The sequence below is a fragment of the Chromatium okenii genome (genome assembly GCF_016583745.1).
Taxonomy (GTDB): domain Bacteria; phylum Pseudomonadota; class Gammaproteobacteria; order Chromatiales; family Chromatiaceae; genus Chromatium; species Chromatium okenii.
On the sequence record NZ_NRRQ01000011.1, the window covers coordinates 1 to 26,251 of the forward strand.

Genomic DNA, 26,251 nt, shown 5'->3' on the forward strand with positions numbered 1-26,251 from the left:
AGCGCCAACTTCGCCGAACCCGTCACGATTGGCGTGTCATCGCCGGGGAAATCATATTTGGAGAGCAGTTCGCGCACTTCCATTTCAACCAATTCGAGCAGCTCAGGATCGTCGAGCATGTCCGCCTTGTTGAGATACACCACGATATAAGGAACACCAACCTGCCGTGACAGCAGAATGTGTTCCCGCGTCTGCGGCATCGGACCGTCAGCAGCAGACACCACCAAAATGGCACCGTCCATCTGCGCCGCGCCGGTAATCATGTTCTTGACATAATCCGCGTGACCGGGGCAGTCAACGTGCGCGTAATGGCGCTGATTGCTCTCATATTCGACGTGCGCTGTTGCAATCGTGATTCCACGCGCCCGTTCTTCCGGTGCGTTATCAATCTGATCGTAGGCCCGCGCCTCACCACCAAACTTCTTTGATTGGTGGGTGGTAATTGCTGCCGTCAGCGTGGTTTTGCCGTGATCAACATGACCAATGGTGCCAACGTTGACGTGTGGCTTACTCCGTTGAAACTTTTCTTTTGACATGAACGGCTCTCCGCATGGTTCAAATCGACAAGACGTGTTATTGAAAACACGCAAACGGCTTATTACAAAATTTGGAGCCCATGATCGGAGTCGAACCGATGACCTCACCCTTACCAAGGGTGTGCTCTACCAACTGAGCTACATGGGCAAATAATAAAACTTTCGACTGCAAACTAAAAAAGCGATGGAGCGGGTGATGGGAATCGAACCCACACCATCAGCTTGGAAGGCTGAGGTTCTACCGTTGAACTACACCCGCCTTATTACACACGCAAGCCGAATAAAACCGCTAATCGCACATCGTATTTTTTTGGTGGAGGGGGGAGGATTCGAACCTCCGAAGGCTGAGCCGGCAGATTTACAGTCTGATCCCTTTGACCGCTCGGGAACCCCTCCAAACAAGCCGCGCATTATAGAGATCGCTTTCGCGTCACGTCAACTGTCTTATGCGCTCCGCAACTCAAATTTTTCACCTGTGAACTGATATTATTTGTTCCACGCCTCTTAAATCCTGTGTTGTGGATCAAAAAAATGGATGTCACGATTTTCGGTAGCGGTTATGTCGGTCTCGTCACCGGCGTTTGTTTGGCTGAAGTGGGCAATAACGTGCTGTGTATCGACGTCGATCCCGCCAAGATCGACCTACTCAATAACGGTGGCGTCCCCATTCACGAGCCCGGCTTAGAGGAACTCATTAAAAGTAACCGCGAAGCCGGGCGGATACACTTTTCTACTGACGCAGAAGCCGGCGTCAAACACGGGCTGTTTCAATTTATCGCCGTCGGCACCCCACCCGATGAAGATGGTTCCGCTGATCTGCAATACGTCCTCGCCGTCGCCCGCACCATTGCGCAACACATGGATGCGTATCGCGTCGTGGTGGACAAATCGACCGTGCCGGTTGGCACCGCCGACAAAGTAGCGGCAGTGATGCGCGACACCTTGGCTGCCCGCGAAGTCAGCTTTGAATTTGATGTTGTTTCCAACCCCGAATTTCTCAAAGAAGGCGCAGCAATTGACGATTTTATGCGCCCAGATCGCATCATCGTTGGCACCGACAATCCGCGCACCGCCGAATTATTACGCGCCCTCTATGCGCCATTTAATCGCAACCGCGACCGCTTAATGACGATGGACGTGCGCTCGGCGGAATTCACCAAATACGCCGCCAACGCCATGCTGGCGACCAAAATCAGTTTCATGAACGAATTATCCAACATCGCCGAAGCAGTGGGCGCAGACATCGAGCGCGTCCGCATCGGCATCGGCTCCGACCCCCGCATCGGCTACCAATTCATTTATCCCGGCTGCGGCTACGGCGGCTCCTGTTTTCCCAAAGATGTCCGCGCTTTGGAACAAACCGCCCGCAGCCTCGGCTACGAACCGCAATTGCTCCACGCCGTTGAAGCCGTCAATTTTCGGCAAAAAGACTTATTATTCAACAAAATCAACGCCTATTTTCAGGGCGACTTGCGCGGGCGCGTCATCGCAGTTTGGGGGCTGGCATTCAAACCCAACACCGACGACATGCGCGAAGCACCCAGCCGTGCGTTATTGGAAGCGTTATGGGCAGCGGGAGCACTTGTGCAAGCCTTTGATCCGGTAGCAATTCCTGAAGCCAGCCGCATTTATGGCGAACGCGAAGATTTCACCCTCGCCGCCGACGCGATGGCAGCACTGCACAATGCCGACGCGCTGGCGCTCGTGACCGAATGGTCGCAATTCCGCAGCCCCAATTTTGGCGTCATTCGACACATGCTCAAAACGCCCGTCATCTTCGACGGACGCAACGCCCTCGACGGCAGTCTCGCCACCGCCGCCGGTCTCACCTACATCTCAATCGGGCGTCTCCCGCGCCTACCTGATTGATTTCATTTGCTTTGGCGATCATCAACGGTCGTCAAAGCGCCCCCAGTCGCACCCGTTTCCAGTCCGCGCCAACCGCATCGCAATTGCGAATTGTCAATCTGGTTTCCCGAATTAACGGGAGCCTGTGCTAAATTTGCCCCCGTCGATTTGCAATTGAGCAGCGACGACCACCAACAAAAAATCGAATTGAGGGGGAATGTTTTATGCGATTCACACGCTCCGCGCTGACCATTGGCATCGTCTGCGTCCTGCCATTTGCAATGCCAGCTCAGGCAACGAATGGTTATTTATCACACGGTTACGGCACAAAAAGTAAAGGCATGGCGGGCACGGGAGCCGCGTTGCCGCAAGACGCGATGACCGCCACCACCAACGTCGCCGGCACCGTATGGGTAGGGCAGCGTTTAGATATTGGTTTTTCACTTTTTCAACCCAATCGTGAATACACCCAACACGCATCAACCAATCTTGCCAATAATGGTTATCCGCCAATGCCAATTGGCAGCAATGCGAATTATACTGGCACTATTGAAAGTGAAAATGATCTCTTTCTTATTCCACATTTTGCCTACAGCCAACCGCTTGATGATGTCAGCGCAATTGGGGTCGCGCTATACGGCAATGGCGGCATGAATACCAGTTATGATCACCATGATACCGCCTATGGCATGGGCACTTATGGCGGCGCAATGGCAACGCCATCAGATGCAACCACCGGCGTTGATTTAATGCAGGTAGCACTGAATCTGAATTATTCACGCAAAGTCGCCGACAATTTTTCAGTTGGTGGCGGCATGATTTTAGCGTATCAAATGTTCAAAGCCGAAGGCTTTTCTAGTTTTGGCGGCATGGTTGCCGATGGCAATCCCCAAGCGTTATCTAATCAAGGTCGTGAAACCGTTCCCGGTTTAGGATTTCAATTGGGCGCGTTATGGCAAATGAGTGATCAACTCGCGCTGGGCGCGGCTTATCAAAGCCAAGTGGATTTCAAACGCTTTGGCAGTTATTCCGATTTATTTGCAAAACGTGGTGATTTGAATGCACCCGCATTTGTGAATATCGGTCTCGCCTTCAAAGCCACTTCAGACCTGACTTTTGCATTTGATGTCCAACACATTTGGTATAGCGACATTGATGCGTTAAGCAATGACATGACCAATAACATCCAGCTTTGCATGGCAGGTCAAATAGAGCATTGTCTTGGTGGTAGTCAAGGCGTTGGGTTTGGTTGGCGCGATATGACCGTGTATAAAATTGGCGCACAATGGGCAATGCAACCTGATTTAACTTTGCGTGCTGGTTATAGCTATGGCAAACAACCTATTCCGCGTGATGGCGTATTATTTAATGTGGTTGCTCCCGCACTCATTGAACACCATTTCACGTTAGGACTCACTAAAGCAATCACGCAAAATAGTGAAATCAATCTTGCTGCCATGTATGCGCCGCAAAAAGACCTTGATTGTGGTTGTGAATTACCCTTTTCTGGTGGCGCGAAATCCATCAATATCGCCATGGATCAAATGGAGCTTGAGCTCAGTTTTGGTTTGAAATTCTAATTTCCGCACTACTTGAATGCGTCCCCGGATCACGGGTGACGCATCGCCCCGCGTTTACCCCGCCCCAGATTATTTTGCATCGACAATGCCTTTGCGGTTCTAATTGATTCACTGCTGCGGCGCATCGCGTCATCCTCCGCTTGCTGCCGCAATGATTGCGCAATGAAAACCACAGGAGTGCATTATGGATCGTCAGCAAGCAGCGCATTTTATGCTCGAATGTTTGCGTAAAATGCTCGTTAAAAAAGGTTCCGACTTATTCATTTCGGCGGGGTTTCCGCCGGCCTGCAAAATTGATGGGCGCATGACGCCCATGAGTAGCCAGATTTTGAGCGGTGAACAAACCAACATTTTGGTACGTTCAATTATGAATGACCGCCAAGTCCGCGATTTTGATGCCCATAAAGAATGCAACTTTGCCATTAACCCGCAAGACATCGGACGCTTCCGCGTCAATGCGTTTGTGCAACAAGGCTTGTGCGGAGCGGTATTGCGGACAATTAACGCCACCATTCCCACGCTTGATGAATTGAATTTGCCGCCCGCATTAAAAGAAATCGTGATGAAAAAGCGCGGCATGGTGTTAATGGTTGGCGGCACCGGCTCGGGTAAATCAACGTCATTAGCGGCGATGCTGGGGTATCGCAATGAAAACAGCTATGGTCATATCATTACTATTGAAGACCCAGTTGAATATGTGCATCCGCATCGCAATTGTTTAATTACGCAGCGCGAAGTTGGCGTTGATACTGAAAACTGGGATGCCGCTCTCATCAATACCCTGCGGCAAGCACCGGATGTCATTTTAATCGGGGAAATTCGCACCCGTGAAACGATGGAACATGCGATTAACTTTTCAGAAACGGGTCATCTATGTTTGTCAACATTACACGCTAACAATGCGAATCAGGCGCTGGATCGTATTATTAACTTGTTCACCGAAGAACGGCGCAGTCAATTATTGATGGACCTTTCGCTGAATCTCAACGCCATTATTTCCCAACGCCTGCTGCCCTGTACCAATGGCGGACGCATTGCCGCAGTTGAGGTAATGATTAACTCACCGTTAATTCAAGATTTGATTTTCAAGGGCGATGTGGGTGGTATTAAAGGCGTGATGAAGCGTTCGCGGGAATTGGGAATGCAGACCTTTGATATGGCGCTGTTTGATTTATATGAGGCGGGCAAAATTAGTTATGAAGACGCGCTGCGCAATGCAGATTCTATGAACGGACTGCGTTTAGCAATTAAGCTGGAAGGTCACGAAGCACGCACTCGCGGTCAAAAAGATCAAGCGCCAAACTTGACACTGGCAACGGAAGAAGATGAAGAAGCATTGTTTGATTCTGATGTATTCGGTGCGGTGTCGCGCATTGAAGAAGCTCCGGTTGATTTAATCAATCCGGCGCATGTAAAAAGTTGATGACAATCACAGGCGACCTATTGCATGGATATCACGCCTTATCTTGAAATGATGGTGCGCTATAAAGCCTCGGACCTCTTTTTTAATCCGGGTGCGCCAGTAAAAATTAAAATTGAGGGCTTAATTCGCTCAATTGGTGAGTCGGTATTAACTCCTGAACTGTGCGCTGCTGCCTTAAATTCTATTCTGGATGCGCAGCAAAAAAGCGACTTTGAACAAGCACTTGAGCTAGATTTTGCAATTGCGCTTGAAGATCGCGCTCGGTTTCGCGTCAATGCTTATTTCCAGCGCGGTCAGCCCGCAATGGTATTGCGCTATATTCGCGCCAACATTCCCTCAATGGCAGAATTGAATTTACCGCCTCTGCTCTCGCAGATCATTATGAGCAAGCGCGGCATTATTTTAATGGTTGGCGCGACTGGCTCGGGTAAATCGACGACCTTAGCGGCAATGATTGATCATCGGAATGCGAGTGCTTCTGGTCACATTGTGACAATTGAAGACCCGGTAGAATTTGTACATTCACATAAACAGTGCATTATTAGTCAGCGGGAAGTGGGCGTCGATACGCACAGTTATGCGAATGCGTTAAAAAGTGTATTGCGTGAAGCGCCAGATGTGATTTTAATTGGCGAAATTCGGACGCGGGAGACAATGGAAGCGGCATTGGAACTGGCTGGCACCGGTCATCTTGCGATTTCAACGTTACATGCTAACAATGCGCATCAAGCGTTAAAACGCATTATTAACATGTTTCCGCAAGAAATGCACAATACGTTATTTATGGATTTGTCGATTTATTTGCAAGCCATTCTTTCGCAGCGGTTAGTAAAAACAGCAACGGGAGCGCGTTGTGCGGCAATTGAAACGCTGGTGAATACGCCGCACATTGCCGATTTAATTCGAGATGGGCGCGTGGATGAGGTGATTGAAGCGATGCAAAATAGCGGTCACGAAGGAATTAAAACCTTTGATGATGCGTTGTTGACGTTGTATCGTGAAGGGCGCATTACTTTAGAAGAAGCCTTGGCAAATGCGGATTCAGCACCGAATTTAGAAGCAAAGGTGCATTTCGGTTAATTTGCGGAGTGCGAATCATGCTGATGAAATGGGGGTTATTTGTGGCGGCGCTGGCGTTATTCACTACCGCGCTTGTTGCTGATGAACGTGTGCTGCGCAGTGGTGATTGGGGAGCGGCATTTGTGGAACGCGATGGCGTGATTTATCCCGCAATTAAAGGTACATCAACGCCAGATTATGGAGCGCGAGAACGGCTCATTATTCGTGATGGCAAGGTGTATGAAGCAATCCCCGGCACGACGACGCCAGATTATGGCAGTGGACGGTATTTATTCCAGAATGAAGAGCGAGAAGATGATTAAATGTAGCGTCGTTTTTCAGCGCAGTGATTTTGATGTCTAATCCGACTTCTTTGCAGATTGTGGCGAGTAAAAAACTCGGTGGTGCTGAGTATTGGTTTCAGCGGTTTAGTTGCGCATTAGCGGCGCAAGGTGCGGCAGTTGCAGTGGCCATTCGGTGTCGCAGCGAATTAAAGGATTTGGAATTCGGCACGCTGCCGGTTCATCAATTGCCATTTCATACCACTTGGGACCCGTTATCGCGTCGCGCCGTCGCTGCGCTTATTCAACGCACGCGCCCAGACATCGTGCAAACCTATATGGGACGGGCGACGCGCTTGACGCAGCCGCCGCCGGGCACGGTACACCTCGCCCGCCTCGGCGGTTATTACGCGCTCGCGCCGTATCGCCACGCGCACGGCTGGATTGGCAACACGCGGGCGCTGTGCGAGTGGATGATTGCTAACGGTTTTCCCGCCGAGCGCGTGTATCATATTTACAACTTTGCGACACCAGCGCCGCCGGTCGCGCCAGCACAATTGGCAGCACTGCGCCAGCAGCTTGGGATTCCAGCGGAAGCGTGGGTGCTGGTGACGCTGGGGCGCTTTGTGGCATTTAAGGGACATCGCCATCTGCTCGCGGCGCTCGCACGGCTGCCGGCAACCATCGCCGGACGTCCGTTGCGGCTGGTGATGCTCGGTGATGGACCGTTGGCAGCGACCCTGCGCCAGCAGGCGCGGGCAACGCAGCAGGAGCAGCGAATCGTGTGGACGGGCTGGCAAACTGAGCCAACGCCTTTTGTGCAAATGGCTGATTTGGTTGTATTTCCATCGCTGGATGCCGAGCCATTTGGCAACGTGATGCTGGATGCGTGGCGCTGCGGCAAACCGTTATTAACCACGCAATTTCGCGGAGCGCGTGAAGTCGCTCGTCATGGCGACGATGCGTGGTGTGTGCCGTGTGAAGATGACGCGGCACTCGCGGCTGGCATTCAAACGCTATTGCTTGATGAGACCTTGCGGCGCGATCTCGCAGCGCGGGGCAGTGCGCGAGTGGCGGGCGAATTCAGCCGCGAGACCATCGTCAATCAATATCTCGATCTTTATCGGCGACTGACCGGCGCGTGACGACCGGCACTCCGCGTCACCCAAATTTTGAGCATTTACAAATGTCTACAGGCTTTATTGATGAATTGGTCATGTTGCACGGCTGGGGCATGAATGCCGCCGTGTGGAATGACTGCGACCCGGCAGCGTGGGGCGGCGCAGCGCAGCATCGGATTGAACTCCCCGGTCACGGTAACAGCCCATTTTTGCCGTCACTCAACACGCTCTGGCGCTGGGCGGATGCCTGTTTGGAAGCTGCACCGCCGCAAGCAGTGTGGCTCGGCTGGTCGCTCGGCGGGCTGGTCGCGCTGGCGGCAGCTTTGCGAGCACCCAAGCGCGTCACTGGTTTAATTCTGCTGACGGCGACGCCGCGTTTCGTGCAGGCAGTCGATTGGTCGCCAGCCATGCCGGAGACCACGCTCACGCAGTTTTATGACGAATTACGCGCTGATCCGAGCGCGACGCTGGCGCGATTTTTGGCGCTGCAAGTGCGCGGCAGTGAGAGCGCCCGTGACACGCTGCGCCAGCTTCGAGCGGAATTGGCGACCAAACCAGTGCCGCAGCCCGCTGCGCTGGCGCTGGGATTGGAGCTGCTGCGGGATGAGGATTTGCGCGGACAACTGCCAGATATTCGTTGCCCGGCGCTGTGGTTATTTGGCAGTCACGATGCGCTGGTTCCCGCCAAGGTCGCAGAACGGGTGGAAGTATTGATGCCCGGGGCGCAGACCGAAATCATCGCTGGCGCGGCTCATGCCCCGCATCTGTCGCATCCGCTGGAAACGGCGCGAGCGATGCGTGCATTTTTTGCCACGCTGCCAGCGCCAGCATGACAACGCACTTCGTTGATAAAGCGCACGTTCGCCGCAGTTTTGCGCGAGCGGCGAGCAGTTATGACGCGGTGGCGGTGCTCCAGCGCGAGTTGAGCGACCGGCTCATTGAGCGGCTCGACGTGGTGCGGCTGCAACCGCAGCGGGTGCTGGATTTGGGCTGCGGCACCGGTCACGCGCTCACTGCGTTGCAGCGCCGTTATCCCAAAGCGCAACACCTCGCGCTGGATGTCGCGCACCCGATGCTGCTGCAAGCGCGGCGACGCGGGCGCTGGTGGCGACGTCCGTTGTGCATTTGCGGCGATGCGGAACTGCTGCCGCTGGCACCGGCGACGGTGGATTTAATTGTGTCGAATGCGACGCTGCAATGGTGCGATTTACCGCTGGCGCTGGCGGAATGTCGGCGCGTGCTGCGACCGGGCGGGCTGCTGATGTTCACCACTTTTGGGCGCGGCACGCTGAGTGAATTGCGCCAAGCGTGGGCGCAGGTTGACGGTTATCCCCACGTCAGCCCGTTTTTAGATTTGCACGACGTGGGCGACGCGCTGGTGCAGGCGCGGTTTGCCGATCCGGTGATTGATGTCGAACGGCTGACGTTGACGTATCAACGTCTGCGCGACCTGATGGTTGACCTCAAAACGTTGGGTGCGCACAACGCGACGCCAGATCGCGCTCGCGGCTTGACCGGGCGGACGCGCATGATGGCGGTTGAGCAAGCGTATGAATTCCATCGACACGCGGGCGATTTACCGGCCAGTTATGAGGTGATTTATGGTCACGCTTGGGCACCGGAGCCTGCTGCGACCTCGCGTCAACAATTCGTGCGTTTTCCCGACTGACGCCTAAAAAATGAGCGGTTTTTTCATCACCGGTACCGACACCGATTGCGGCAAAACGACGATCAGCCTCGGGTTAATGGCGGCGCTGCAACGGCGCGGGCTGCGGGTGCTGGGCATGAAACCGGTGGCAACGGGCGCGACCTGTTGGTCTGAAGTGGATTTAGCAATCACCAGTTGGGCAGCGTTATCAAAAAAGTTTGGAGTTAAAACACTCAAATTTAATTCCGACGCTTTGCAATTGCTGGCGCAGGGCAGCACGCTTGAACCCTATGAATTCATCAATCCCTATCTATTCGTTCCCCCAATTGCGCCTCATCTCGCCGCAGCACAAATCAATGTCACCATTGACGCCAATACCATCATCACCGCGTATAACAATTTAGCAACGCGAGCCGATAGAATCATTGTTGAAGGCGTCGGCGGCTGGCGCGTCCCATTAGCTCCCAATTTCTTTCTCAGTGATCTGGCTGTAATGCTGCAATTACCCGTGATTGTCATTATTGGTCTCAAGCTCGGTTGCATCAATCACGCGCTATTAACAATTGAGAGTATTCGCGCCAGCGGCGCACCATTATACGGCTGGATTGCCAATCAAGTTGATCCACATCTGCGCGAACGCGACGGTATTCTTGCAACTTTAACGGAATTGATGACTGCGCCCTGTTTGGGCGTCGTGCCTTGGTTAGATGCAGCAACTCCGCAACAGATTGCGGAGTATTTACGAATTGAAAGATGAGAATTGAATTATGGCAGTTTTTAATCGCACAAAAAATCAAAACTTGGTTTAATGCACTGTAATTCTATGATAATGAGATAACGTATGAACTATCGCTATTTATTGCTATTGCTCGCCATTACCAACAGCGTTGTCGCTGCTCCCGATATGGTCGGCATGGAATTGTCAGCAGAAGTGGTGTTGTCGGTCGATACCACCTTGCCGGGCGGGATCGTACTGCCCGCTGGAACGCGCTTGCCGGCGGGAACGGTGTTGCCAGCCGGAACCGTGTTGCCGCTGGCGACGCCAACATCGGATGAACCGCCCGAAGAATTACCGCCCGTTGAGGCGGCGGATGACGCGCCGATCAGCACCGAAGTACCTGAATTAGAAACGAAATCGACCGCGCCGGAGTTAGAAGTGACGCCGCCTGCTGCCCCCGCCGAACCGACGTTATCGCTGCCAAATGCGGGGCAGCCGCTCCGGTTGCCGCCCGTGCGCTTAGAGTCACACCGGATTCCGCAGTTGACGGTGCCGCCCGCTGCTGAGGAACAACCAACGGAAGATATTGAAGCAAAATCAACGGATAACGCACCGGAAGTCGCGCCCGCTGGCGATGGCGTGCCCTATGTGAGCGGCGGAATTGGAGCTTCGGAGCGCGAAGAATTGGCGCAGGTTAAATCGGATTACAACCTTTATTTATTGTTTGCTGCGCAAGGCTCCGGCGCGTATCTCGCTGATGTCAAAGTAAAAATTTTTGATGCGACCGGCACAACATTATTAGCAGCAATTTCCAAAGGTCCTTGGTTTTATGCGCGTCTTGCGCCCGGTCAATACCGACTGCGGGTTAATTACGCCGATCAAATTCAAGCGCAAGAAGTGCGAATAACTGCGAATGGAGCAGTGCAAGTATCGTTTTATTGGTAATTGCTAGCAGGAGCATTTTGCTCCTGCCAACAACTCATTCACCATCCCAATGCCAACGGATCGTTTGGATTGATTTCTGCCATAAAAGGCAGGCGACGGTCATTATTGGTAACGCGATAAACCAAGCCCATCCAATTACCAATCACACCTTGCGCAGTATCGTGCCAAGTATTATGTAACCGCGTTGTCATCCATTCTTCTGGGAATAATGGTGGCTCGCGTCCTTGATCCAAAGCTTCATGTAATTGCTCATGGTATTCATCCAAAATTGCCCGTGCTTGCAACCCAAAATAATGTTCAGGAAACGGGGGATAATCCACACGAGCACCGGTAATAAACCGCTTCACTTCGCGTTTATATTCTTTTAATAACGAAATCATATCGTATTCAGGATGCCCCTGAAAGAAAATCTGCCGAAATCCATCGGCGCTCACTGCTAAATGTACACCCGCAGCATCACTTTCAGTTAATACCCGCAAGCCAGCAGCATCAAATTGTGCCCGGCTAATATCATTAAACCGTGAATGCGGCACATCAAAACGCGTATTCACATCACTCACTAACGGATGTGTGCGTTCAACTATATGATGTGAATATACGCCCCAACATTTTGCCGGTAATGGTTGCCGCCGTTGCTGATAGCGAAATTGCATGACCGCATGAGTTGCTAAACAGGAACACAGCGTTGAACACACCTGTTCAAATGCCCAATCCACTACTGTAATTAATGGTTGCCAAAAAGGTTCTTGCGCTAAATCAGAGCCGCTTACATTAGCACCCGTAATAATGAGTGCGTCTAATCCTTCTGCACGAATTTTTTCAAAAGGTTCATAATAGCGTTGAATATATGCTTGCGCTTCCGCACCGCGTTTTAAGCCATCGAGAGTAAATGGATGTACATAAAACTGCGCAATGGGGTTGCTTTGACCAACTAAGCGAAAAAATTGCCGCTCAGTAGCAGCGAGTGCTGCATCTGGCATCATATTGAGCAAGCCAATATGTAGTTCTCGAATATCTTGTTGAATTGCGCAATCCGGTTCCAGAATACGTTGTCCCTCATCGCGTAAGCGTGCGAAGGTAGGTAAATCGTTATGGGCGACAATAGGCATAATGGCAATACTCCGATAGCGATGAATTAAATTTCAGCCCGCGGCAAATCAGCTGCTGGTGCAATTTCAGCGCGGGCAATTGCGGATTCAATTAACAACAGAAAATCCTGTTCATCGCGCACACTTGCCACATCAATAGACGACACCGTATAACCATGTGGACGCGCAATCGCTTCATAACGCGGCACTCGAGAATGAAATAAACGCGGAAATACCCAGCGCGTAAAGGCATTGGGTTCAATTTCTGCAACGTAATGCAACCCCTGTTCGGTTAAATAATCCACCAAAGCCGCCCGTAAAAATTCTGGTCGATAATACAACGGTTTAGGATCAGCTTGGGCGCGTTGAATCAGTTTGATTTCATCTGCTGCCGGAACGCGAATGTATAGAATTAAACTGTGCTTGGCGAGCAATTCAATCACACTCGGATCATCTAATTCACACAGGCTGCCGCCAACATCATTGACCAAATGTGGATAACCATAAATTTCTCGCGCTTTACACACAAAATCTGGCACATCGTACATTGCCGCAATTTCTGCTTTCCGGTATAACGCTTGGCGACGGCTGAATTCATTGAGTGGTAATCCATCAAATTCAGGATTGCCCAGCTTGCCAATAAAACTCAACACTGGGCCGAGATCGTGAATTTTGATGATATTGCGAATCGTAATCCAATCGCGCCGCAATAAATCACGCAAAAAAGGATCGCGCATTGCCTGCGCTTTAATTAAATCCAAAATCGGCTCGTCTAAATAACGGGTGCCAATACGATAATCACCCGAATAGTGAAACCAATCATTGCGGCGCAACATTGCCGATAAATGGGTTTTCCCCACGCCAGACATGCCCAACAGAGTGACGCATTTGTTGTTCCAAGCCCGGAATGCTTCAACTGTAAATTTCAAGGGTTAAGACTCCAAATCAAGTGGTCAATATATGCGTTCTGATTGAATCATCTTACCGCCAGCGGTGGTAATAAGACGTCTTCATACACTGCGGCGATTGCACAGTGAAAATCAACGCTAGTCAATACCAATTCATCAGCGGCTGTAAAAGAATATAATACCCACTGGTTGTCTTCTTCACGGCGAAAGACATCAATCGCCATACAGTCCGGTTTCACTAACACATACTCTTGCAATGATTCAAGCTGCTGATAATAACCAAACTTCGCACTGTAATCATATACTGCGGTTGATTTTGACAGCACCTCAATAATCAAATTGGGATGACGTTTCATTAACGCTTGTCCAACATCCCGCGCATCGCAAGTGACAAACACATCGGGATAAAAAAAACTGTCGGCAGTATCAACTTTCACTTTCATATCCGCAATGAATACGCGGCATGGACTGCCGCGCACATGTGAACGCAGCAGTGAAAAAAGATTCCCGGCGATGGTAACATGTGATTCATGCGCTCCTGCCATTGCGAAAATCTCACCTGCAATGTATTCATGTTTGGTTAATGAATGCTCTTCGGCTTGCAAATAGGCGTCAACAGTCATATAAAGACGTTCAGCAGTATTTGACATTGGGTTACTCCTTTCTTATTGCTGTGGGCTGAAATGCGCATGACCTGCAAGCGTCAAGCGCGGCTGTCAGTGCTACGCAGTGCAATTCTATCAATTCAGCGGACAATTTAACATGTGTAATACCTGCGGCTGCACCCATCCTCACGACCATGATCACGCGCATTCAATATCTGGCGATCATCAACACGTTGCCGTAGAGGTGTTGACCGGGTTGTTATCGGCAAACGATCAGCAGGCAGCGCATAACCGCGAACATTTTAATGCCCACAAGATATTGGCATTAAATATCATGTCCTCGCCGGGCGCGGGCAAAACCAGTCTATTAGAAGCTACGATTGATGCACTCGGTGCTCATTGTCGCATTGCGGTCATTGAAGGCGATTTAGAAACTGAAAATGACGCGCTGCGTATTCGCGCCAAAGGTGTGCCCGCTATTCAAATTACTACTGGCGGTGCCTGTCATCTCGATGCCCAACAAATTCATACCGTTTTGCATCAATTGAATTTAGACGAGATTGATTTATTATTTATTGAAAATGTCGGCAATCTGGTTTGTCCCGCCAGCTTTGATCTCGGTCAACATCACAACATTACATTGCTGTCTGTACCCGAAGGCGATGATAAACCTGCTAAATATCCGGTGATGTTTCGTATTGCCGATTTGGTATTGTGTACTAAAGCCGATTTATTGCCGTTATTGCCCGAATTTCAACCAATTCGCGCTGAACACCATTTGCGCCAACTCGCCAGCACCGCGCCCTTTATCACTCTGTCCACGCGCCCCGGCAGCGATTTGACGCCTTGGCTGCAATGGTTGCATACGGCGCTGGCAGCACATAAGTAATTGACAATGCTGAGTTATTTGCACGGATTCCACGCGGGAAATCATGCCGATGTGTTCAAGCACAGCGTGTTGACGCTGTTGCTGGAAACGCTGACGCTTAAACCTAAACCCTTGACTTATTTGGAAACTCATGCCGGCGCGGGCATTTATGATCTCACCAGTGCGCAGGCGCGTAAAACCAGCGAGGCGACGGATGGCATTAAGCGTTTATGGGCGCGACGGGCGGAATTTCCTGAACTCGCCGCCTATTTCAATGCGATTGCGGCGCTTAATGCAACGGATGAAATAGTGCGTTATCCGGGGTCGCCGCAGTTAGCGCAGGCTGGATTGCGGGATGCAGATCAATTGATTTTAATGGAATTGCATCCAACAGAAGCGCAAACCTTGCGCCACAATTTTAGCCATGATGCGCGAATTCATGTGCATCAACGCAATGGTTATGAAGGTTTACCGGCGCTATTGCCGCCCACGCCATCGCGGGGCTTGGTGTTAATTGATCCGTCGTATGAAACCGCAATTGAAATGCGGCAAGTTGCGGAAACTATATTTGCGTCTTATCAACGCTGGGCAGGCGGTTGTTATCTGATTTGGTATCCGCGTTTGGGTGTACAACGCGATCAAGCTGCCCAATTATTAAAACGGTTGCTGCGGCAATTACCAACGCTATTAACTGCGGAATTGTGGGTGCGCCCGCAACCGCCAACGTTTGGAATGTATGGCTCAGGAGTTATCCTGATTAACCCGCCGTGGCAGTTTGAATTGCAATTGCAGGCGCTATTACCACGGTTAGCGGCTATATTAGCTATTGCGCCATTAAAAGATGCGGGCTGGCATGTAGAATGGCGCACGGCAACAACTGCATGAGCTTTTGCGCCCATCATGTCAAGATGATGGGCATTTCGTGCGTGAATGATCAGCAATCTGGGCAAGGTTTAATCGGGAGTCCGCGCTCGATCCAGCCGGGTCCTGCCATGCTGCCGATCATGCCTTCGGGGATGTTGATGACGTTCGTAAATCCTTGTTTTTGCAGGAATCGCTGTGCATAACCGCTGCGGCTGCCGGTGCGACAAATGACCGCCACCGGCGCAGTTTTGTCGCCATTCACGGCAGCCAATACCTTTGTAGTAAAGCCAGTTGCGCCGTCGGGGTCTTGCAGATCAATGCGTTTTGCTTCTGCCACCACGCCAGAACCACGCCATTCTTCTGGAGTGCGAATATCAATTAAGGTTAATTCGCCAGCTTGCAGTTTGCTCAATACTTCTGGCGGAGTGAGCGTTGCGTTGGCAGCTTGGGCGCTACCGATGATGACGAATGCACCAAGCAAAAATGCTGCGCATGAACTCAGTAATGAAAAACGCTGTTGCATTGCGGTTAATTCCTATAAAGTTGTGAATGAAATGATGTGTTTGAGTGCCAGTTTAGGTGCCGTTAATGCGCTCGTAATAGCGAGCGCGATATAATAAACGCGGCATCGCGCCATCAGTAAAACCGGTGCGGGTGTGGAGCACGTTGTTACTAATTAACCCCCAACCGGATTGTAAACGCCCTACACAATGCCAAGGCGAATCAGTGCGCAAAAATTCTTTCAGATAGGCAACTGCTGCGGTAGTGAGCGCATCATCGCGCCATTTGATGTTGCGGGCGCGATTAGTATAGCGCATGTGCAAGCGACCATCAGAACGGACTGAAAATACGGGGCCTGATTGTGCGGGTCGTACCTGTACTCCGCCAACTTCATTTGCGGGAATTGTCATGCAATCGGGGTGCATTAACGCTTGAATAAAATCAGGTTGATGCTCGCGGAGCTGTAAATACGCCAGCTCGTGATCCAATAACGCATTTTCACCACCGGCAGCGGCGGGTTGCACGCAATGCAGCAATAACCCATAAATCTGGCGTTCGGGTGCGTTGTAATAGCCGTCGGTGTGCCAGTCAATCGGGCGATTGGAATACGGAATGTAATTTTCGTGGGCGCTGTCAATTTGCACCGTTAATGAAGTAATCGCATCTTCATCAGCGCCAGCATTATGATCTAATTGCTGTAATCCAAATTGTGCGCCCAAGGCTTTGGGAATGGATTTATCTGGATCAGCGCCAGTGGTGCTGAGATAAATCGCCATATTTGCTATGCGACAGCGTTCTAAAATAGCCTGATGTTCTGCCGCTGTGAGCTGGCGCGGGTCCTTGATTTCAACCAGTAGCGCATTGAGATCAGTTGGCGCAATGGTTAATTTATGATCGCGCCAGCGTTGATATGCGCTTTCATTGCAGAGATAAAATGGAGAATCTGTCATAACAATGGGACACCGTAATCATGTGAGAAATCCGGCGGGGAGCGCCGGACGTTTATGGTAGCCCAATAGCCGCGCCGGGTTACAATCAAACCATCACCAATTCCAAAATAATGAGTGACACGATGATGAGCAAAGACCAGTTGATTATTTTTGATACCACGTTGCGCGATGGCGAGCAAAGCCCCGGCGCGTCAATGACCAAGGATGAAAAGGTGCGGATCGCCAAAGCCTTGGAACGGATGCACGTTGATGTGATTGAGGCGGGATTCCCGATTGCCAGCCCCGGCGATTTTGAGGCGGTGAAGGCGGTCGCAGCGGCGGTGAAGGATAGCCGGGTCTGCGCGTTGGCACGGGCGCTGGATGCGGACATCAATCGCGCCGGTGAAGCCTTGGAAGCGGCGGCGGCGGGGCGGATTCATACCTTTATTGCGACCTCGCCGATTCACATGGAAAAGAAGTTGCGGATGACGCCGGAGCAGGTGCTGGCGCAGGCAGTTCACGCGGTGAAACGGGCGCGGCAGTTCACCGATGATGTGGAGTTTTCGCCCGAAGATGCGGGGCGTTCTGAGATTGATTTTTTGTGCCGGATATTGGAGGCGGTGATCGCGGCTGGCGCTCGTACTGTCAACATTCCCGACACGGTCGGTTACAACATTCCCGATCAATTCGGCAGCCTGATTGCGACCTTGCGCGAGCGGGTGCCGAATGCCGATCAAGCGGTGTTTTCGGTGCATTGTCATAACGATTTGGGGCTGGCGGTGGCCAATTCGCTGGCGGCGGTGCGCAATGGAGCGCGGCAAGTTGAATGCACAATCAATGGCTTAGGTGAGCGGGCGGGCAATGCGGCGCTGGAAGAAATCGTGATGGCGGTGCGGACGCGGCAGGATTTGTTTGATTGCCAAACTCGGCTCGATACCACGCAAATTATGACCTGCTCGCGGCTGGTTTCGACCATTACTGGCTTTCCGGTGCAGCCGAATAAAGCGGTGGTGGGCATCAACGCTTTCGCGCATGAATCCGGCATTCATCAAGATGGCGTGCTGAAAAACCGCGAAACCTACGAAATCATGCGGGCGCAGGATGTCGGCTGGTCAGAAAACCGGATGGTGATGGGCAAGCATTCGGGGCGCAATGCGTTTCGAGCGCGGTTGCTGGAGCTGGGCGTGGTGTTGAATTCTGAGGAAGATTTGAACGCTGCGTTTGCCCGTTTCAAAGAATTGGCGGACAAAAAGCACGAGATTTTTGATGAGGATTTGCAGGCGCTGGTGACTGACGCGACGTTGGAAACCGCCAACGAGCGGGTCAAATTAGTGTCGCTGCGGGTGTGCTCGGAAACTGGCGAAACGCCACACGCGACGTTGATGTTGACGGTGGACGGCGCAGAACAAGCTGGCAGCGCCAGCGGCAGCGGCCCGGTCGATGCGACGTTTAAGGCGATTGAATCCATTGTGAAGAGTGGCGCGGCGCTGCGGCTGTATTCGGTCAACGCGATCACCAGCGGCACTGATGCGCAGGGCGAGGTGACGGTGCGCTTGGAAAAAGGCGGGCGCGTGGTCAACGGGCAAGGCGCGGATACTGACATCGTGATTGCTTCTGCCAAGGCGTATCTCAACGCTTGCAACACGATTTTGCATCCGGCACAGCGGGCACATCCGCAGATCGCCGATGTCTGAGCTGTGGGCATCTTCGCCGGGGCGCTGCGCGGCATATCTCGACGCGCTGGGCATCAGCCGCTGGGAATTGCGCATTCAACCGGCGGCGACGGTGCCGCGCAGTCCAGCGGTTGCTCCTGCGCCAGCGGTGGTCGCAACAGCCGCTGCGGTGCCGCTGCCGCAGGTATCAATGAGCGGAGCGCGGCGGGCGGCATATCTCAAGGCGATGGATATCACGTGCTGGCTGCCGCGAGTGCCGGTTGTGCCGCTGGCGCGAGTTCAATTAGAGAGTGAGACGGTGATAGAACCAGATGTGATGACAGAGACCTTATTCGATGTGGCACCGGAACTGCCGCCCGCTGCGCTCGCACCGGAAGTGCTGGCGCCGGTCAACGCGGAACCGCTGCGCTTGGAAATGCCGCTGCCGGCAGTCGCGCCAGCTTGGGATGTGCTGCGAGAACAGGTGGCGAATTGTCGCGCTTGCGAGCTGTGCGCCACCCGCACGCAGACGGTATTCGGTGCTGGCGCTCGTGATGCGCAGTTGATGTTGATTGGCGAAGCACCGGGCGCAGATGAAGATCGGCTCGGTGAGCCATTTGTGGGGCGAGCGGGGAAATTGCTGACGTCGATGGTGACGGCGCTGGGTTTGACCCGTGAACAGGTCTACATCGCTAACGTGCTCAAGTGTCGCCCGCCGGACAATCGCAATCCCAAGCCGGAGGAGGCGGCGCAGTGCGCTGGGTTTCTCAATCAGCAGATCGCGCTGGTGCAGCCGCGAGTGATTGTGGCGTTGGGCGCGATTGCGGCGCAGCACCTGCTGCACACGAGCGAGACGATTGGGAAGCTGCGCGGGCAGTGGTGGCAGTTGGAACCGGCGGGGATTCCGTTGCGAGCGACCTATCATCCCGCGTATTTGTTGCGTTCGCCGGAGCAAAAGGCGAAGTCGTGGGAGGATTTGACGGCGGTGCTGGAGCGGTTGGCGGTGAGCTGAAAAAAAGCAGACCAAGGGTGTTTACTAATTTAGAATTTCCTAATATACTAATTTCGTGGTCGCAGCTCAGACCAAAATCAGACCGGCCACAATCATCAATCATCAGTAAAAATAATTGGAGAACTACGATGAAAAAACTTGCTACTGCTGCCGCAATCGCTGCTTTGTTGGGTGTTTCTGCTTCTGCTTCCGCATGGTGGGGCGGTCCTTGGGGCAACAACAATGGTTATGGCAATAACGGTTACGGTAATAACGGCTGGGGCGACGGCGCGAGCGACATGCTCGGCGACATGTTTGGCGACGGCTATGGCGATTTCAACATGAGCATGAGTGGCGGCGGACGTGGCAACGGTCGCGGACGTGGTTATGGCAGTGGACGTGGCTACGGCTATAACGATGGTTATGGTTACAACGCGCCGGGTTATGGCTATGGCTACCCCTATGGTGCGCCTTACTACGGCGGCGCTTATCCGTATGCGTTCCCGTATGCACCGCCAATGGCACCGATGGCACCACCTCCGGCTGCGCCAGCACAACAACAAGCGAAGTAATTCATTCGCATGTTGAATAAAAAAAGCCAGACTTCGGTCTGGCTTTTTTAATGGGCGGAAGTGAAGCAGTCGTTAATTGTTTCAGTGATAGCGCACGACCAACGCCATATAAATACTGCGATTTGTCACTGCGCCAGCTTTAATCATAAAAGCGAATTAACGATCCACTCCCATCCGCGCCGCCAATGCGGGATCATATAGATTCATTGCTGGCGCATCAGTGCGCTTGGCGAGTGCCCGCACAAAACCGATATAACGCCCCTGATCTGCATCCAATGCTTCGGCATAAGAAGGAAAAATTCCAGTTCCTGCCGCTTCAATTGCCTGTTCAAAATCACGCCAATAGCGCCATCCATCCGGCAGCGTATCGACTTGAACTTCCGTCACAGTGCTATTGCGTTTCCATGATTCTTCCCACCACGCCGCCGTTTTGAAGCTCCAACAACCATCTTCCCAAAACGCTTTGCCATTGCTTTGGGGCTGCGCCAGATGTTCTGGAACTGCACCCGCCACCAACGGCTGCATCAATGCCGGCATCACAACGCCCAAGCTCCCGTGCGGACGTAAAAAGCGACTGAGATAGCCAAGATAAAGCGCATCGGTTCCAAAATACTGATACGCATCAATAGAAATAATCGCATCAAAAAAGCCTTCTGGAAATGGCAATGAATGCGCCTCGGCACGAATTGGAAACACCAAATCATCTACCTGCGCTGCAACGATACGCTGCCAGTTATAGTCTTGCGTAATCCAAAAATCAGTTGCCCACACCTGCACTTTGAATTCTCGTGCCAAAAAAATACTGGTCAATGCACGTCCGCAGCCCAAATCTAACACCCGCATTCCGGGCTGTAATACCTGCTTTTCCGTTAGCCATTCGGCAAGCCACAGCGCATTAGGCCCCATTTGATTATTCAATACCCACGCCGCGTCATATTGCGCCGAGCGTGGAAATACTTGCTTGTGCAAAAGTGATTCAATCGCTTCAATAGTGTGCATTCGTTTTCTCCTAATCAATAGCGCAATTGAAATTCCCAATATGGTGTCAATGAATGTCACTGACAATTGAGCACTCAATAATGAAACGACATCGCTTCTCACGCCGCCGCTGCCCCGCCAACCGGCAACCTGCCGCCGATTTGGTCTAAACTACAAAGCCGTCAAAAAATAGACCAAATTTCACCATGCCACACCGCACCCTGAGTGATTTTGGTGTCGCCGCATCCCGACACCAGCTCCTAAATGCCATCGACAGTCCCGCTGATTTACGCGCCCTGCCGCAGCAGCAACTGCCGGAACTCGCCACCGATTTGCGCAATTTCTTAATTGAATGCGTTTCCCAAACCGGCGGACATCTCGCTGCCGGTCTCGGCGTGGTCGAATTAACCATCGCTTTGCATTATGTGTTTGACACGCCCCGCGACCGGCTGGTCTGGGACGTGGGGCATCAAGCCTATCCGCACAAAATCCTCACTGGTCGCCGCGATCAAATGACCTGTCTGCGCCAAAAAGATGGGCCATCTGGCTTCCCCAAACGCAGCGAAAGTGCTTATGACAGCTTTGGCGTCGGGCATTCCAGCACTTCGATCAGCGCCGCCTTGGGCATGGCGCTGGCAGCCAAAATGCGCGGCGAACGGCGCACCGTCGTTGCCATCATCGGCGATGGCGCTCTCGGCGCAGGCATGGCATTTGAGGCGCTCAACCACGCCGGGTCGATGGATATTGATCTGGTCGTCATCCTCAACGACAACGAAATGTCGATTTCGCCGCCCGTCGGCGCGATCAGCGATCATCTGGCGCGACTGCTGTCCGGCAAGATTTACACCACCGTCCGCGAAGGCAGTAAAACCGCGCTGGCGGGCTTGCCGCAGTTGCGCGATCTGGTTGGACGCTGGGAAGAGCACGTCAAAGGCATGTTGATGCCGAGCACGTTGTTTGAAGAACTCGGCTTCAATTACATCGGCCCCATCGACGGTCACGATCTCGATTCGGTGGTGAACACGCTGCGCAATGTCAAAGACATGCGCGGGCAACGGCTGCTGCACGTCGTCACTCAAAAAGGGCGCGGTTACGAGCCAGCACTGCGCGAACCCACGCTCTATCACGGCGTCACCCCGTTTAATTGCCGCACCGGTGAACTGCGCAAAAGCACGGCGACCGGGCCGAGTTACACCCAGATTTTTGGCAGTTGGCTGTGCGATGCGGCGGCGACTGATGCGCGGCTGATGGGCATCACGCCCGCGATGTGCGAAGGCTCAGGGCTGACCAATTTTGCCAAACGTTTTCCGAGTCGGTTTTTTGATGTCGGCATCGCCGAGCAACACGCCGTCACGCTCGCAGCGGGCATGGCGTGTGAAGGTCTCAAGCCGGTGGTGGCGATTTATTCGAGCTTTTTGCAACGCGCTTATGACCAGATGATTCACGACGTGTGCCTGCAAAATCTTGACGTGACCTTTGCGGTGGATCGCGGCGGTTTAGTCGGCCCTGATGGCGCAACTCATGCCGGCAGCTTTGATCTGAGTTTTAGCCGCCCGATTCCGAATCTGGTGATTCTCGCGCCGTCGAATGAAAACGAATGTCGGCAGATGCTGAAAACCGCCTTTGAATATGAAGGCCCAGCAATGGTGCGTTATCCACGCGGCGGCGGCCCCGGCGTCGAGATTGATCCTCACGCGCCAGCACTGCCGCTGGGACGTGGCGAAATCATCCGCGACGGGCAACAGGTCGCATTGCTGGCATTCGGCAGTTTGGTGACAGCGGCGCTGGCGGCAGCGGAAACGCTGAACGCGACAGTGGCGAATATGCGGTTTGTCAAACCGCTGGATGCCGAGCTGATTGTGGCGCTGGCGCAGCGCCACGCGGTGCTGGTGACGCTGGAGGAAAACGCGATTGCAGGCGGAGCGGGCAGCGGTGTGGCGGAGCTGTTATCCGCGCACGGCATCGTGGTGCGCTGCATTCATCTGGGCTTGCCAGATCGTTATATCGAACACGCCGAACACGCCGATCAATTGGCGAGTTGCGGTTTGAATGCCGACGGCATCATCGCCAGCGTGCAGGCTGAATTAGCGCGAGCGGCAGCGCAGTAATTCACCCATCATTCCATCTCGCGGGGCGCGACTGGCAATCGCACCCGCGCCAGCAAACCACCCGCATCTGCGGCTTCAAATGTCACCGCGCCGCCGTAGGCATCCACGATGTCGCGCACAATCGCCAAGCCCAAGCCCGACCCTTCTTTATGCTGATCGAGGCGCAGTCCGCGTTCACCGAGACGCGGCAACTGTGCGGCAGCGACGCCCGCGCCGTCATCGCTGACCGCAATATCGAGCCATTCCGCATCCGTCGTTACCGTCACCGTCACACTTGATCGCGCCCATTTCGCCGCGTTTTCCAGCAGATTGCCCAGCAAATCCAGCAAATCATCCGGCATCAGCGCCACCTGCACTTCCAGCGGCATCTCCACCTGCCAAGCCAAGCGTTCGCCCTCCGGAGTGCGCTGCAACACCCGCAGCAGACGGGCAATCGCGCTGCCCACTTCCACCCGCGCCTCATGGCGAGCGGTGCCAGAACGCACTCGCGCCCGGATCAATTCCCGGTCAACGCGGCGGCGCATCGCCGTTGCCAACTGCTCCAAATCATCTGCCAGCGCCGGATGTCCCTGCTCACGCAGCCGCTGCGCATCTGCTGCCAGCGCCGTGAGCGGCGTTTTCAGTCCGTGCGCAAGATCGGCAGTCCAGACGCGAGCGCGTTCAATCGCTTCGGCGCGGGCGGCGAGTAGCGCGTTCACTTCGCTCACCAGCGGCATCACCTCCAGCGGATAGTGATCGGCAAGGCGCGGTGCTTGACCGGAGCGGATTGCGCCCACGCCGCGCCGCACCGCTTCCAGCGGAGCCAATCCTGTGTGAATCTGCGCCAGCGTCGCCAGCAACAACACGATGACGATCAAGGCGAGATAAGGCTGCATATCGGCAGCGAAGTCAGCGCGAGCCGCAGTTAATTCGGCGCGATGCAGTGCCACCGCGAGGCGCAGCGGTTGGGCGGTGGCGGTGTGCAGCCGCACTTGGCGCTCGCGCACCAGCACTGGTTGTTGACCCGGACCGGCGAGGAGATGCGCGTGAACTCCGCCGGGGGCGAGTGGATCGGCAGGCAGTTGGAGCTGCGTGTCCCACAGCGAGCGCGAACGCAGCAGCCCCGGCGTGGTGGCGCTGTCGATTTGCCAATACAGCCCGCTCAACGGTTGGGAAAAACGCGGATCAGCCGGTTCGCTGCTGAGACTGACGCTGCCGTCGCTGGCAACCACGAGCGCGGCTGCGAGTTGGTTGAGCTGCAAACGGAGTTCGGCGTCGATGCGCCGTTCAACGTGATGTTCAAACAGCGTGATCAAGCCGAAGGCGGCGACGGTCAGCGCGATGCTGATGGAGACAATCGCGCCGAGCCAGAGACGGAGGCGCAATGAGCGGTGCTGCATTAGATTTTCTTTTTTTATCAAGACGAGGAGTGACGCGGTTGCGATATAAGCGATTGATTGCGTTGTCAGTTATCGGTGATAACCGTGCTTTTTACTGACAACCGCCAACTTTTTTCGGGTCTTGACAATCCAATAATGCCGCTCAGTTCCAATGGAGCAATTCCCATTGCGGGACAGCGGTATTGCGAGCAGAACGTTCTTGCGCGTCGATGGTGCCATCGCCGTTCACGTCATAAAAATAGTATGCCGGCCCGACCTGCGGCTGGACGCGAATCATATAAAGCGCCCCGCGTACCCGATATTCATACACGGTCGTGGCGCCAGATTCGGTGATGGTGATGTCCGGCTCTACCGCGTCATCGGTCAGCGGCGACGGCTCAACGCTCGGCGCTTGGAGAAAACCACCGCCAGTGGTTGCAGCATCATCCGGTGCCGCAGCGTCGGATTGGGCGGCAGCGTTGGCGCTGGTCAGCGCGAAAAGGACAGTGAACAAAATACGATTGCGCAAAGAAATCACCGTGATCTCATTAAAAAAGATCAGTCATGGTAAAGCCAAACTCGGTCAGACGGGCGCATCAACGGCTGCCGCGCTCAATCACCACGCCGACATCCACGCCCGCGCCGACCGCATCCGGTTTGTGCAGCGTCAGGCGCAGCCAGCCGATGTTGAATTCCTCACGCAGGCGAGCGGCGCAGTGTTCGGCCAGCGTTTCAACCAGCTCAAAACGGTTGTTCATCACCAATTCCGTCAGGCGAGCGGTGACGGCGGCATAATCAAGCGCGTCGGCGATCCGATCAGTGGCAGCAGCGCGGGCGATGTCGCTGGCTAATTCGAGATCAACAATGAGCGGGCGACGCTGCTGCTTTTCCCAGTCGTGAATACCGATGATCGCGTCAATCCGCACACCGCGAATAAAAACTACGTCCATTATTTTGCTCCAAAGTGATATTGCTTAATTGCCGTTAATTTGGCGTAATCTACCGCACATTTCATTCTGCTTGTATTGCTTACCATGATGATGATTAGTGTTGCACTTGTGATTGCTGCTTATTTACTCGGTTCCATTTCCAGCGCGATTGTGGTGTGTCGGTTAATGCGACTGCCTGATCCGCGCACCCAAGGTTCCAATAATCCGGGTGCCACCAACGTGTTGCGGATTGGCGGCAAAAAGCCAGCCGCCATCACGCTGGTGGGCGATAGCCTCAAAGGTCTCATTCCGATGCTGTTGGGACACGCGCTGGGAGTGGGGCCGCTGGCGCTGGCAGCGATTGGTTTAGCGGCATTTCTCGGTCATCTATATCCGCTGTTTTTCGGTTTTCAGGGCGGCAAAGGTGTGGCAACGGCGCTGGGAGTGCAATTTGGGCTGCACTGGTCGATTGGGCTGGCGGTGGCGGCGATCTGGCTGTTTGTCGCCAAGGTGCTGAAAATTTCCTCACTCGCGGCGTTGATTTCGATGACGTTAGCGCCGTTGCTGGTGTGGCTGCTGTGGCCGGAGCCAACGGAGGTGCGAGTGCTGGTGGGAATGCAGTTGGTGATGAGCGGGCTGTTGGTGTGGCGGCATCGCAGCAACATTCAAAAATTGCTGACGGGGCAGGAGGGGCGTTTAACGAATTCGCCTGATTAACGCCCGTCCCGTCATATCGGTGCG

General features: G+C 53.6%; 27 protein-coding genes and 3 tRNA genes. 17 read left to right on the forward strand and 13 right to left on the reverse strand.

Annotation, left to right across the window (positions count from 1 at the left end):
- The 4 genes from CKO12_RS05825 to CKO12_RS05840 all read right to left on the reverse strand — a co-directional run.
- Positions 1-536 (reverse strand): GTP-binding protein (locus CKO12_RS05825; protein WP_200153811.1); only part of this gene is annotated, 536 nt, incomplete at its 3' end.
- Between the two features lie 72 nt (positions 537-608).
- Positions 609-684 (reverse strand) — tRNA-Thr (locus CKO12_RS05830).
- 37 nt (positions 685-721) lie between these two features.
- A tRNA-Gly gene (locus CKO12_RS05835) sits at positions 722-795 on the reverse strand.
- A 52-nt stretch (positions 796-847) separates the two neighbouring features.
- A tRNA-Tyr gene (locus CKO12_RS05840) sits at positions 848-932 on the reverse strand.
- A 135-nt stretch (positions 933-1,067) separates the two neighbouring features.
- Here CKO12_RS05840 and CKO12_RS05845 point away from each other — a divergent pair.
- The 10 genes from CKO12_RS05845 to CKO12_RS05890 all read left to right on the forward strand — a co-directional run bounded on the left by CKO12_RS05845 (position 1,068) and on the right by CKO12_RS05890 (position 11,159).
- Positions 1,068-2,405 (forward strand): UDP-glucose dehydrogenase family protein, encoded by a 1,338-nt coding sequence (locus CKO12_RS05845; protein ID WP_200153812.1) that lies wholly within the window; start codon positions 1,068-1,070, stop codon positions 2,403-2,405.
- 203 nt (positions 2,406-2,608) lie between these two features.
- Positions 2,609-3,964 (forward strand): OmpP1/FadL family transporter, encoded by a 1,356-nt coding sequence (locus CKO12_RS05850; protein ID WP_200153813.1) that lies wholly within the window; start codon positions 2,609-2,611, stop codon positions 3,962-3,964.
- Positions 3,965-4,148: 184 nt separating this feature from the next.
- Positions 4,149-5,387 carry a PilT/PilU family type 4a pilus ATPase gene (locus tag CKO12_RS05855; protein ID WP_200153814.1) on the forward strand — a complete coding sequence of 413 codons (1,239 nt, stop codon included), beginning with the start codon at positions 4,149-4,151 and terminating at the stop codon, positions 5,385-5,387.
- Between the two features lie 24 nt (positions 5,388-5,411).
- On the forward strand, positions 5,412-6,467 hold the full coding sequence (locus CKO12_RS05860) for a PilT/PilU family type 4a pilus ATPase (protein ID WP_200153815.1): 1,056 nt from the start codon (positions 5,412-5,414) through the stop codon (positions 6,465-6,467).
- 17 nt (positions 6,468-6,484) lie between these two features.
- Positions 6,485-6,769, forward strand: coding sequence for a hypothetical protein (locus CKO12_RS05865; RefSeq protein ID WP_200153816.1), 285 nt, complete (start codon positions 6,485-6,487; stop codon positions 6,767-6,769).
- Positions 6,770-6,801: 32 nt separating this feature from the next.
- Complete coding sequence (locus CKO12_RS05870; RefSeq protein WP_200153817.1) at positions 6,802-7,872, forward strand: glycosyltransferase; 1,071 nt, start codon at positions 6,802-6,804, stop codon at positions 7,870-7,872.
- Between the two features lie 41 nt (positions 7,873-7,913).
- Positions 7,914-8,681 carry a pimeloyl-ACP methyl ester esterase BioH gene (gene bioH, locus CKO12_RS05875; RefSeq protein ID WP_200153818.1) on the forward strand — a complete coding sequence of 256 codons (768 nt, stop codon included), beginning with the start codon at positions 7,914-7,916 and terminating at the stop codon, positions 8,679-8,681.
- Complete coding sequence (bioC, locus tag CKO12_RS05880) at positions 8,678-9,517, forward strand: malonyl-ACP O-methyltransferase BioC (RefSeq protein ID WP_200153819.1); 840 nt, start codon at positions 8,678-8,680, stop codon at positions 9,515-9,517. The genes bioH and bioC overlap by 4 nt, the downstream gene beginning before the upstream one ends.
- 10 nt (positions 9,518-9,527) lie before the next feature.
- A complete protein-coding gene (gene bioD, locus CKO12_RS05885) occupies positions 9,528-10,253 on the forward strand; it encodes a dethiobiotin synthase (protein WP_200153820.1) in 726 nt (241 codons plus the stop codon).
- Between the two features lie 84 nt (positions 10,254-10,337).
- On the forward strand, positions 10,338-11,159 hold the full coding sequence (locus CKO12_RS05890; RefSeq protein WP_200153821.1) for a carboxypeptidase regulatory-like domain-containing protein: 822 nt from the start codon (positions 10,338-10,340) through the stop codon (positions 11,157-11,159).
- A gap of 38 nt (positions 11,160-11,197) precedes the next feature.
- On the opposite strand, the gene metA is transcribed toward CKO12_RS05890, so the two are convergent.
- From metA to CKO12_RS05905, 3 genes are read right to left on the reverse strand one after another with little or no spacing between them, the layout of a single operon-like run.
- On the reverse strand, positions 11,198-12,268 hold the full coding sequence (gene metA / locus CKO12_RS05895) for a homoserine O-succinyltransferase MetA (protein WP_200153822.1): 1,071 nt from the start codon (positions 12,266-12,268) through the stop codon (positions 11,198-11,200).
- Positions 12,269-12,294: 26 nt separating this feature from the next.
- Positions 12,295-13,176: an ATPase gene (locus CKO12_RS05900; protein WP_200153823.1), complete on the reverse strand. Its 882-nt coding sequence runs from the start codon at positions 13,174-13,176 to the stop codon at positions 12,295-12,297.
- A gap of 47 nt (positions 13,177-13,223) precedes the next feature.
- A complete protein-coding gene (locus CKO12_RS05905; RefSeq protein WP_200153824.1) occupies positions 13,224-13,805 on the reverse strand; it encodes a Uma2 family endonuclease in 582 nt (193 codons plus the stop codon).
- Positions 13,806-13,917: 112 nt separating this feature from the next.
- Here CKO12_RS05905 and hypB point away from each other — a divergent pair, with 112 nt between their 5' ends.
- Complete coding sequence (gene hypB, locus CKO12_RS05910) at positions 13,918-14,649, forward strand: hydrogenase nickel incorporation protein HypB (protein ID WP_200153825.1); 732 nt, start codon at positions 13,918-13,920, stop codon at positions 14,647-14,649.
- Positions 14,650-14,655: 6 nt separating this feature from the next.
- A complete protein-coding gene (locus tag CKO12_RS05915) occupies positions 14,656-15,513 on the forward strand; it encodes a 23S rRNA (adenine(2030)-N(6))-methyltransferase RlmJ (protein WP_200153826.1) in 858 nt (285 codons plus the stop codon).
- 49 nt (positions 15,514-15,562) lie between these two features.
- On the opposite strand, the gene CKO12_RS05920 is transcribed toward CKO12_RS05915, so the two are convergent.
- Together CKO12_RS05920 and CKO12_RS05925 are read right to left on the reverse strand one after the other, a co-directional pair.
- Complete coding sequence (locus CKO12_RS05920) at positions 15,563-16,015, reverse strand: rhodanese-like domain-containing protein (RefSeq protein WP_200153827.1); 453 nt, start codon at positions 16,013-16,015, stop codon at positions 15,563-15,565.
- Between the two features lie 52 nt (positions 16,016-16,067).
- The gene (locus tag CKO12_RS05925; protein ID WP_200153828.1) at positions 16,068-16,943 is read right to left on the reverse strand and encodes a TauD/TfdA family dioxygenase; all 876 of its coding nucleotides are present in this window, start codon (positions 16,941-16,943) and stop codon (positions 16,068-16,070) included.
- Between the two features lie 122 nt (positions 16,944-17,065).
- Here CKO12_RS05925 and CKO12_RS05930 point away from each other — a divergent pair, with 122 nt between their 5' ends.
- The 3 genes from CKO12_RS05930 (at position 17,066) to CKO12_RS05940 (ending at position 20,137) form a co-directional block, all read left to right on the forward strand.
- A complete protein-coding gene (locus CKO12_RS05930; RefSeq protein WP_200153829.1) occupies positions 17,066-18,616 on the forward strand; it encodes a 2-isopropylmalate synthase in 1,551 nt (516 codons plus the stop codon).
- Complete coding sequence (locus tag CKO12_RS05935) at positions 18,609-19,586, forward strand: uracil-DNA glycosylase (RefSeq protein WP_242466232.1); 978 nt, start codon at positions 18,609-18,611, stop codon at positions 19,584-19,586. The genes CKO12_RS05930 and CKO12_RS05935 overlap by 8 nt, the downstream gene beginning before the upstream one ends.
- A 128-nt stretch (positions 19,587-19,714) precedes the next feature.
- Positions 19,715-20,137 carry a sulfur globule family protein gene (locus tag CKO12_RS05940; RefSeq protein ID WP_200153830.1) on the forward strand — a complete coding sequence of 141 codons (423 nt, stop codon included), beginning with the start codon at positions 19,715-19,717 and terminating at the stop codon, positions 20,135-20,137.
- 156 nt (positions 20,138-20,293) lie between these two features.
- On the opposite strand, the gene CKO12_RS05945 is transcribed toward CKO12_RS05940, so the two are convergent.
- Entirely contained in the window at positions 20,294-21,136 is an 843-nt protein-coding gene (locus CKO12_RS05945) for an SAM-dependent methyltransferase (protein ID WP_200153831.1), read from the reverse strand.
- Between the two features lie 185 nt (positions 21,137-21,321).
- On the opposite strand from CKO12_RS05945, the gene dxs reads away from it, so the two are divergent.
- Positions 21,322-23,223 (forward strand): 1-deoxy-D-xylulose-5-phosphate synthase, encoded by a 1,902-nt coding sequence (gene dxs / locus CKO12_RS05950; protein ID WP_200153832.1) that lies wholly within the window; start codon positions 21,322-21,324, stop codon positions 23,221-23,223.
- Between the two features lie 8 nt (positions 23,224-23,231).
- Here the strand turns inward: dxs and CKO12_RS05955 are convergent, their stop codons facing one another.
- The 3 genes from CKO12_RS05955 to folB form a co-directional block, all read right to left on the reverse strand.
- Positions 23,232-24,587, reverse strand: coding sequence for a sensor histidine kinase (locus CKO12_RS05955; RefSeq protein WP_338032705.1), 1,356 nt, complete (start codon positions 24,585-24,587; stop codon positions 23,232-23,234).
- Between the two features lie 157 nt (positions 24,588-24,744).
- Complete coding sequence (locus CKO12_RS05960) at positions 24,745-25,119, reverse strand: DUF2782 domain-containing protein (RefSeq protein ID WP_338032706.1); 375 nt, start codon at positions 25,117-25,119, stop codon at positions 24,745-24,747.
- Positions 25,120-25,177: 58 nt separating this feature from the next.
- Entirely contained in the window at positions 25,178-25,531 is a 354-nt protein-coding gene (gene folB, locus CKO12_RS05965) for a dihydroneopterin aldolase (RefSeq protein WP_200153834.1), read from the reverse strand.
- A gap of 87 nt (positions 25,532-25,618) precedes the next feature.
- Between folB and plsY the strand changes: the two genes are divergently transcribed.
- Positions 25,619-26,227 (forward strand): glycerol-3-phosphate 1-O-acyltransferase PlsY, encoded by a 609-nt coding sequence (plsY, locus tag CKO12_RS05970; RefSeq protein ID WP_200153835.1) that lies wholly within the window; start codon positions 25,619-25,621, stop codon positions 26,225-26,227.
- The last annotated feature ends 24 nt before the right edge of the window (positions 26,228-26,251 follow it).